Consider the following 7,232-nt stretch of genomic DNA (forward strand, 5'->3'; position numbering starts at 1 on the left):
GTATTCTAAAACTTCATCGGTGAGATTGTGTTGTTTGAGCAATCCCTTATAATCGATGTCTCCAGTTAAGAGTTGATGTAGCTCTTGGGCTTCAGAAAGGTATTCGATCTTACCACGTACTAAACTATACAGATATTCCAGAAAAGCATTTAACTCTTCTTTGTTTAGGGGGCGTTCTCCGGTTAAACCAAACTGTTCGGGAGTTGGCTCGATCTGAGGTGGATTCAGCAACCATTTGCGGTGAGATTCAATCTTTTTGATCTGGGCGAAAGCATAGCCAGAATATGTGTGTTTGACTCGCTTACTAAGGAACATCCGGCGGTTTTGGAGCAGATATTTGCCGACTTCGGTTTTAACTGGATAATCTTTGAGCCAGAGCAGTTCGATGATATTAGGATTGGCACCTGCTAAAAGTTGAATGAATTTTTTTAGCTCGTAAATAACCGTATCTTTCTGCCCGTTGAGAAAATCAAACAGCCCAGGTTCGGTATCCCAGCCGGCATCTTTTTGCTCGACTTTATCAAAACCTAAATAATACTTTTTCCCCGCAATAAACACTCCCCGATAGTCGAGATCGGATTCGGGACGGCTCAATCCATAACCGTGGCTACCAGCCAAGCCAATTAGAATCGTACGTTGTTCGACTTCTAAACGTTGCATCGGGAGTTAGGGAATAAGAGGATGTGCGGGAGCGGCTGTTCGCAGGACAAAATTGGTGCTGCTCGGCTTGGTGGCGATCGATCGATTAGCTGTTTTACGCTGCTTTGTATTCAATTGTATCGCGCCCCACCGTAAAGATAGGTCGCACATTCAACGATCGATTTTGACCTCAGGTATTAATTATGCAGATTCAAATGTCATCTCTACCGCCTGGTTGAACGATCGCACGATCGCCACGATCGAATCTGCATCATCATCGCCAAATACCCCATCCAATCCATCTCGATGAAAGTCAGTAAATGGAGGCTCATAGAGTAAGCGTGGGTTCATCACTCCTTGCTGGGTGAGCAGATCGATGATTTGCTCGACAAAACGGATTTGGTTGGCACTGAATTGTTGGTTTTGTAGGTACTTACTAAAGGCTTCTTTAGCTGCGGCGCGATCGAGTCCGACTAATGTGCGAATAAAACTTTTGAGGTTTTGGGCGGTATTGGTGTAGACATTTAAGAACTTCTCGCGGCTTTCTAAGCCCTCGATGACGAACAGCATTTCCTCTAAGGCGATGAGATCTGTTTCGGTAAGGGGGAGATTGCGGCGGAGTTTGGCGATCGCAATGTGGTTTTGATTGGCGCGGATATAGGCTTCAACTTTCTTACGGTATTGGTAAGGGCTGAAGCCTGTTTGCTCGATCGGGACGGTAACTTCGGTGAGTTCTCCCAGCTCGTCTTGAAAATCGGTGTAGATAATGCTCTCGATTTGTCGATCGACAAACTGCATTAAATCCCTAATTTTCACTCTCAGAGACTCGATCTCAATGGGCGTAACATCAATCCACCAATTTTCTGCTTGGGCGGCTTCAATCAGGGGAAGTTGTGCCTTCACCGTGGGAATTGTCCGTTTCTCTTCCAGGTTGCCGAGCAAGTCTCGCACCTTATCCCGTAGGGTTTCCAAGCCAGATCGATCTTGGAGGATGGCAAGTTGAATTTTGAGACAAATTAAATCAAAGCGTTTGACTAAAGGATTTTCATTTGGTAGCCCATTGGGAAGCTGTGAGAGGGTTGTGCCGATCGTTTTGAGATCCTGTGGATTGAGTTTGTCCCAGCGTTCCCGCACTGAGAATTCCTCAACATCAGCAAGGTGACGGCGCACCATGAAGTTCTGGGCTTCCATGCTGGCAACTTGTTGATGCAGACTGTCGCCTAAATCTTGCTGTAATTGATTCAGATTGACATTATTGCTAGTTGCCACGCTCTGATAGAGTTCTAGCCGTGCCTTAAACAGTTTTTCGCCCAGACTGTCGGCGGGTTTTGGGTCTTTCTCCTTAATTTGCTGCTGGAAATAGCCAAAATTAGCGCAGAGATCGAAGATCAGAAACTCTTGCTTATCTAAACCTACGCCAAACAGATCGGGACACAGACGGGTACCTCTGCCAATCATTTGGTTGAACTTAACGCGGGAATAGACGGGTTTGAAGAACATCAAATTGACGACTTCAGGGACATCTACCCCCGTGTCGAGCATATCTACCGAAATGGCGATCGTCGGCTGTTTATCGGCTTCCGAGAAGTCATCGAGCGTACTTTGAGCGTACTTATCGTAATTGTCGATAATCCTGGCGAATGCGCCCTTGTAGTGGGGATAATTTTGATTAAACCGTTTTTCAATTTCGACGGCGTGTTCGTGGCGACGGGCGAAAATAATCGTTTTGCCCAACCTGTCGCCCCCGTCTACTTTGATGCCGCGTTCCATTAATACTTCGAGAGCCTGGTCGATCGTATCGCAGTTAAATAGCCAGCGGTTGAGGGCGGCGGCATTAATTTCGTCGGGGATTTCGCCCGTTTCGGTATCGGCAAACTTTTCCTCATATTCTGCTTGTTCGTCAGGGGATAGTTCGCTGTATTTAATCCCAGATCGGAGGAATTTAAACGGTACGTCGATGCCTGTGGGCGGGACTAGATGACCGTCTCTAATTGCATCGTCGAGTTCGTAGGCAAAGGTGGGATTGCCCTGTTCCAGGTCGAAAATTTGATAAGTATCGCGGTTTACTTCGTCTCTGGGGGTGGCGGTTAACCCTAGCAAGAGGGCATCGAAATGGTCGAAGAGATAGCGGTATTTCTTGTAAACGCTGCGGTGAGCTTCATCGATAATAATTAGATCGAAATAGCCAGAGCCAAATTTTCTACTTTGTCCGTCGATTCGATCGATCGCATTCATAATCGTCGGATAAGTAGAAAAGACGATATTCGCCCCGTCGATGTCTTGTTCTTTGCTGAGGTTTACGGTGGTGACGTTGGGTAGATGGCGGGTAAATGCGCGTTTGGCTTGGGTGACGAGGCTGGTACGATCGGCTAGAAATAATACTCGTTTAATCCAGTTAGCATTGATGAGCAAATCGGCGATCGCGATCGCTGTACGGGTCTTTCCGGTGCCAGTTGCCATGACTAACAAGGCTTTGCGGCTTTTGTTAGCGAAATTATCGCTAATCCGGCGGATGGCTTCGGTTTGATAGCTGCGTCCGGCAATATTGGCATCGGGTACTTCTAAATGGAGCGGCTGATGATTGGTACGTCGCCAGATTAATCTTTGAAGTTCATCCTTTTTGAGGAAGCCTTGAATCTCCCGCTCTGGGTAATTGCGATCGTCCCAAATAAAGGTTCGATCGCCATTACTATAGAAAATCACTGGACGCTGGTGAAATTTCTGCTCCAAACAGTCGGCGTAGAGTTTTGCTTGCTGCTTGCCCTCTTCAGGACTTCTGCGGGTACGTTTGGCTTCCACCACCGCCAGGGGCAAACCATTCTCATCCCAGAGGACGTAATCAACAGCACCCTTACCCGATGGATTGACAGATGTGGGCATTCCTTCGACTGGGTATTCGATCGAATCGGGATGAGTTAGATCCCAACCCATTTCGCGGAGCAGGACATCGATTAAATATTTGCGGGTATTGGTTTCGTTGTAGTTGTGGGGGTCGGGGACTTTGGTGTTGGTTTGTTTGAGGGCGGTGAGTTCCGCTTTGAGTCGATCGAGTTCGGCGGCGGTTTGGCGTTCTCTCTCCAACGCGATCGCTTTCATCTCTTCGGCTTGAGAGAGCTGGGTTTCGAGGGTTTGGAGCTGAATCAGGGTAAGTTCATTTTTACCCTGTGCTTGAGGCTGCTGGATGAGCTGGGGGTTGAAATCAATCTTCCCTAGTGTCTTACCATTGGGGCTATAAGACCGACAGAGCCAATAGAGGAAGTGAAACAGTTCTTCGATCAGGTGGAGGGAATCGCTGGCACTAATGGGCGCAGAGCGATGGACGGCAATATTTCCCATCTTTTGGATGGTGCGAAGTTTGGGGTAGAGATTGGGGCTGAGGTTGTCTCGAAAGGTTTGCTCGTGGATGAGTGCGCTGAGTTTATCGTCGTAGGGGAGTTGAAGGTAGGGATCGTTGGCATAAAGCCAGTGAACGGCTTGTTCTAGGGTGTAGCGAATATAGAAGCAACTGGCACGGGGCGCACTATGTACCAAGTTTTCGGCGTTGGTGGCATGGTCAAAGATTTGGGGGAAATCGGGGTTGAGAAAGTCGAAGTTGCTAGGCATGTCTGTGGGGGAGTTGTAAAATGAAGAGACTTGGTACCGATCGCTTATCTTAACTTTCCCCGTTCGCCTACCTTAAACCTTATGAACTGGCAATCTCGAATTACGATCGATCCCAATATCTTGGTTGGTAAGCCAACGATTAAAGGCACTAGATTAGCCGTTGAATTTATCATCGATTTGCTGGCTCAAGGCTGGAGTACAGAGGAAATTTTGCGGAATTATCCAGGGATGGCGATCGAGGATATTCAAGCCTGTCTGAGCTATGCCAGCACATTGCTTCAGTCTGAAAAAGTTTATGCTATTCCGGCTTAATTTATGCGGTTTCTGGCTGATGAAAATTTCCCCTTGGATGCTGTTGAGGCACTCCGCGAAAATGGGCATGATGTGGCGTGGATTAGATCTGATTCTCCAGGTATTGCCGATCCGCAAGTATTAGAACGCGCTCAAGCTGAAGACCGGATCGTTTTAACGTTTGATAAGGATTTTGGTGAGTTGGCTTTTCGGAATAAGTTACTTGCTACTGCTGGCATTGTTTTATTTCGGATTAAGGCACCTTCTAGTTTGGTAATTGCTGAAAAAGTAGCCAAGGCGATCGCGCTTAGAGATGATTGGCACGGTCATTTTAGTGTGGTTGAAGATGATAAGGTCAGAATGAGGATACTTACTACACCTGACATTGATTAATTTGTCGCTCGATCGCAACTTCTCGATCGCCACCAAGTTCGCGTTTAGAGTTCCCCTCGAAAGGCTCTTTGTAGCAGAGAGTTAAAGAGATTTTCAGACTCTTGATAATGAACACTCATCGAATAATTATTTTTATCAATATTTTCTATTATTAGTTGAAATTTTTCCTGCATTTCAAGAGGAGGGATAGGTATTTCAATTTCTTCTATTCTGAAAAGCGCAAACTTTGGCTGCCCTGTAGTTTTGATTTTTGATTTTATTTGCCTTTGCCCAATATCAGATCTCAAGAAATAAGAGATAAAGTAATTAGTTACGCGATTATCCTTGATAACTAATTTAGCTGCATTTTCAGTCAAGTTAGCACCGTCTAATTCAATTGGAATAATTCCAACATCACCTATATATGCACCAACTATTGTTATGTAAACATCATCAGAGGAAATCGTATATCTTTTGATAGCCTGATGTGTCTCTTGTTTTAAATAAAGTAGTTCTCCGGTAGTAGTCCCCTTTTTGAGATTTCCAGCTCTAATATATGGATAACCAGTATCATTAGAAACTAATTGATGTCCTATAGGTAATCGTTTACCTCCCTTTACTGTACATATACTGCCAACGAGTGACTTAGGATAATTATGCTGTTCGCCAAACATGTTGAGGAAAATTGATCGACCTAGTTCTTCAGTTAATCGGATAGCCTCTTGCCGTTTGCGTCGCACTCGATCGGCTTTATCCAAAATCGCCGCAATCCGCTTCTGTTCTTCCGGTAGCGGATAAGGAATGAGCATATTACGCAAAACTGTAAGGGAAACGAATTTTTGAGTTCCTCCCCGTGTTTCATTAATTAATTGTCTTTGAATAATTGGTGTACCTAAAAGATATTTAAAGAACACAGGATCTATATAACTTTTTGCCAATTTAAACAGAGCAACATTTTTCACCGAAAACTCTTCGTCTGTTTCAACAATAACAGGATTCCCAATAGTCCCAATCATTGCAAATAAAATATCATTTCTATCTACCTTTGAACGCTTGCTTATATCGCGATGATCTTCTTCCGAAATATATGAGACATCCGAAAAATCAATTCCGTCAGGCTTTAAATTTTTAGATGTAATTAATGGATATCCAAATTGAGTATATTTTGGAGTGTCATGCGTTCCATCACGAACATCCATAACATCACTACATTTAGACCATTGCCAATTGCTAGGCAAATCGATACGCATTCTTGCCACTTTCATAAAATTCCCTCTAGCTCATCTAAATCCAATCGAATCCCATCATTCAACATAAAACCTAAGCCGCCTGTCTTTGCGTATGTTTTACAAACTCATCCAACAAACCAAAGAACTTATCAAAACCTGCCTTCTCATCATGACAAGAAAGCATAATTAACTTCGCCCAGCTCGTTACACTTTTCACCCCAAACCGCTCCTGTAACCACGGCTGAAAATTCTCATAAAATAGCTCCTCACTCTCATCGAGATCCTGACCCATCTTCGACCTGGCAAACTCATATCCTGCTAAAAACATAAACAAATCGCTCACTGATGGACGACCTAAATACATCCCTGGAGCCGCTTTAATTTGGGCGAGTGTTTCATATAAATCAGCCATTATTAACCTCCTAAAGATTCTACTTCATCGATTATAAACCGACCACTTCGACAATTAAAATCGGCAATCCACTCAACTCTCGATAACCCATATTCAGACAAATTATCAAAGACTAGACCCAATACTTCCACACCATAGTGAGTTCCATTTTCCGTAATTGAATCGCTCATCCCATACCTTTGACTAACGATGAAAAATTCACTCCTGCGCTGTGTCCTTAATCTAATGATTTTATAGGGAATTTCATTGGCTGTGAGCCAATTGGATACAGCTACAGCACAGCGGTCGCATTCCAGCAATGGATAACCAGCAACAATTTTACTAACTTCCAGCCAGATAAATCGTTTATCCATCACTACAGCATTCCCTCTAGCTCATCGAGATCCGCTCGGATCTCATCCTCTAAAGCCTTCAACTTACCTAAAATCGTCTTTGGCGACTCATAAACCACCTCAGCATATTCCACCTCCTTATACCGATTAATCGAGAGATCGTAACCATTTTCGACGATCGATTCCTTCGACACAAAAAACGCCTTTTCACCCCGATCCACATCCTTCAACAGATCCCTAAAATGCCATCGCTGCACCAGATCGGGAATATCGTTTCGCTCCACAGGTTGCCGCTTATCATCCAACGATAAACCATCCGCCTGCATATCGTAGAACCACACCGCATCGGTACCC

The 7,232-nt window shown here is 44.7% G+C and carries 8 protein-coding genes; 2 read left to right on the forward strand and 6 right to left on the reverse strand.

Annotated elements, in window-relative coordinates; all coding sequences use genetic code 11:
• Both RMO84_RS05850 and RMO84_RS05855 read right to left on the reverse strand, forming a co-directional pair.
• The coding region (locus RMO84_RS05850) for a DNA polymerase beta superfamily protein (protein WP_310487536.1) at window positions 1–660 on the reverse strand (660 nt) is incomplete at its 3' end.
• Window positions 661–840: 180 nt separating this feature from the next.
• Window positions 841–4,242, reverse strand: a complete 3,402-nt coding sequence (locus RMO84_RS05855) for a DEAD/DEAH box helicase family protein (RefSeq protein ID WP_310487537.1) — start codon at window positions 4,240–4,242, stop codon at window positions 841–843.
• Between the two features lie 81 nt (window positions 4,243–4,323).
• Between RMO84_RS05855 and RMO84_RS05860 the strand changes: the two genes are divergently transcribed.
• Together RMO84_RS05860 and RMO84_RS05865 are read left to right on the forward strand one after the other, a co-directional pair.
• Window positions 4,324–4,554 (forward strand): DUF433 domain-containing protein, encoded by a 231-nt coding sequence (locus RMO84_RS05860; RefSeq protein ID WP_310487538.1) that lies wholly within the window; start codon window positions 4,324–4,326, stop codon window positions 4,552–4,554.
• Between the two features lie 3 nt (window positions 4,555–4,557).
• The gene (locus RMO84_RS05865; protein WP_310487539.1) at window positions 4,558–4,926 is read left to right on the forward strand and encodes a DUF5615 family PIN-like protein; all 369 of its coding nucleotides are present in this window, start codon (window positions 4,558–4,560) and stop codon (window positions 4,924–4,926) included.
• Between the two features lie 44 nt (window positions 4,927–4,970).
• Here the strand turns inward: RMO84_RS05865 and RMO84_RS05870 are convergent, their stop codons facing one another.
• From RMO84_RS05870 to RMO84_RS05885, 4 genes are all read right to left on the reverse strand, one after another.
• Entirely contained in the window at window positions 4,971–6,170 is a 1,200-nt protein-coding gene (locus tag RMO84_RS05870; protein WP_310487540.1) for a restriction endonuclease subunit S, read from the reverse strand.
• A 55-nt stretch (window positions 6,171–6,225) separates the two neighbouring features.
• Window positions 6,226–6,546: a hypothetical protein gene (locus RMO84_RS05875; protein ID WP_310487541.1), complete on the reverse strand. Its 321-nt coding sequence runs from the start codon at window positions 6,544–6,546 to the stop codon at window positions 6,226–6,228.
• A gap of 2 nt (window positions 6,547–6,548) precedes the next feature.
• Entirely contained in the window at window positions 6,549–6,899 is a 351-nt protein-coding gene (locus RMO84_RS05880; RefSeq protein ID WP_310487542.1) for a papain fold toxin domain-containing protein, read from the reverse strand.
• Window positions 6,900–6,901: 2 nt separating this feature from the next.
• On the reverse strand, window positions 6,902–7,232 hold a 331-nt coding region (locus tag RMO84_RS05885; protein ID WP_310487543.1), incomplete at its 5' end, for an N-6 DNA methylase.

Source organism: Chamaesiphon sp. VAR_69_metabat_338, assembly GCF_031423935.1.
Taxonomy (GTDB): domain Bacteria; phylum Cyanobacteriota; class Cyanobacteriia; order Cyanobacteriales; family Chamaesiphonaceae; genus Chamaesiphon.

Coding starts and splice junctions, on each gene's coding strand:
- RMO84_RS05855 (WP_310487537.1), bottom strand. CDS start 4,242: ATGCCTAGCAACTTCGACTTTCTCAACCCCGATTTCCCCCAAATCTTT.
- RMO84_RS05860 (WP_310487538.1), top strand. CDS start 4,324: ATGAACTGGCAATCTCGAATTACGATCGATCCCAATATCTTGGTTGGT.
- RMO84_RS05865 (WP_310487539.1), top strand. CDS start 4,558: ATGCGGTTTCTGGCTGATGAAAATTTCCCCTTGGATGCTGTTGAGGCA.
- RMO84_RS05870 (WP_310487540.1), bottom strand. CDS start 6,170: ATGAAAGTGGCAAGAATGCGTATCGATTTGCCTAGCAATTGGCAATGG.
- RMO84_RS05875 (WP_310487541.1), bottom strand. CDS start 6,546: ATGGCTGATTTATATGAAACACTCGCCCAAATTAAAGCGGCTCCAGGG.
- RMO84_RS05880 (WP_310487542.1), bottom strand. CDS start 6,899: ATGGATAAACGATTTATCTGGCTGGAAGTTAGTAAAATTGTTGCTGGT.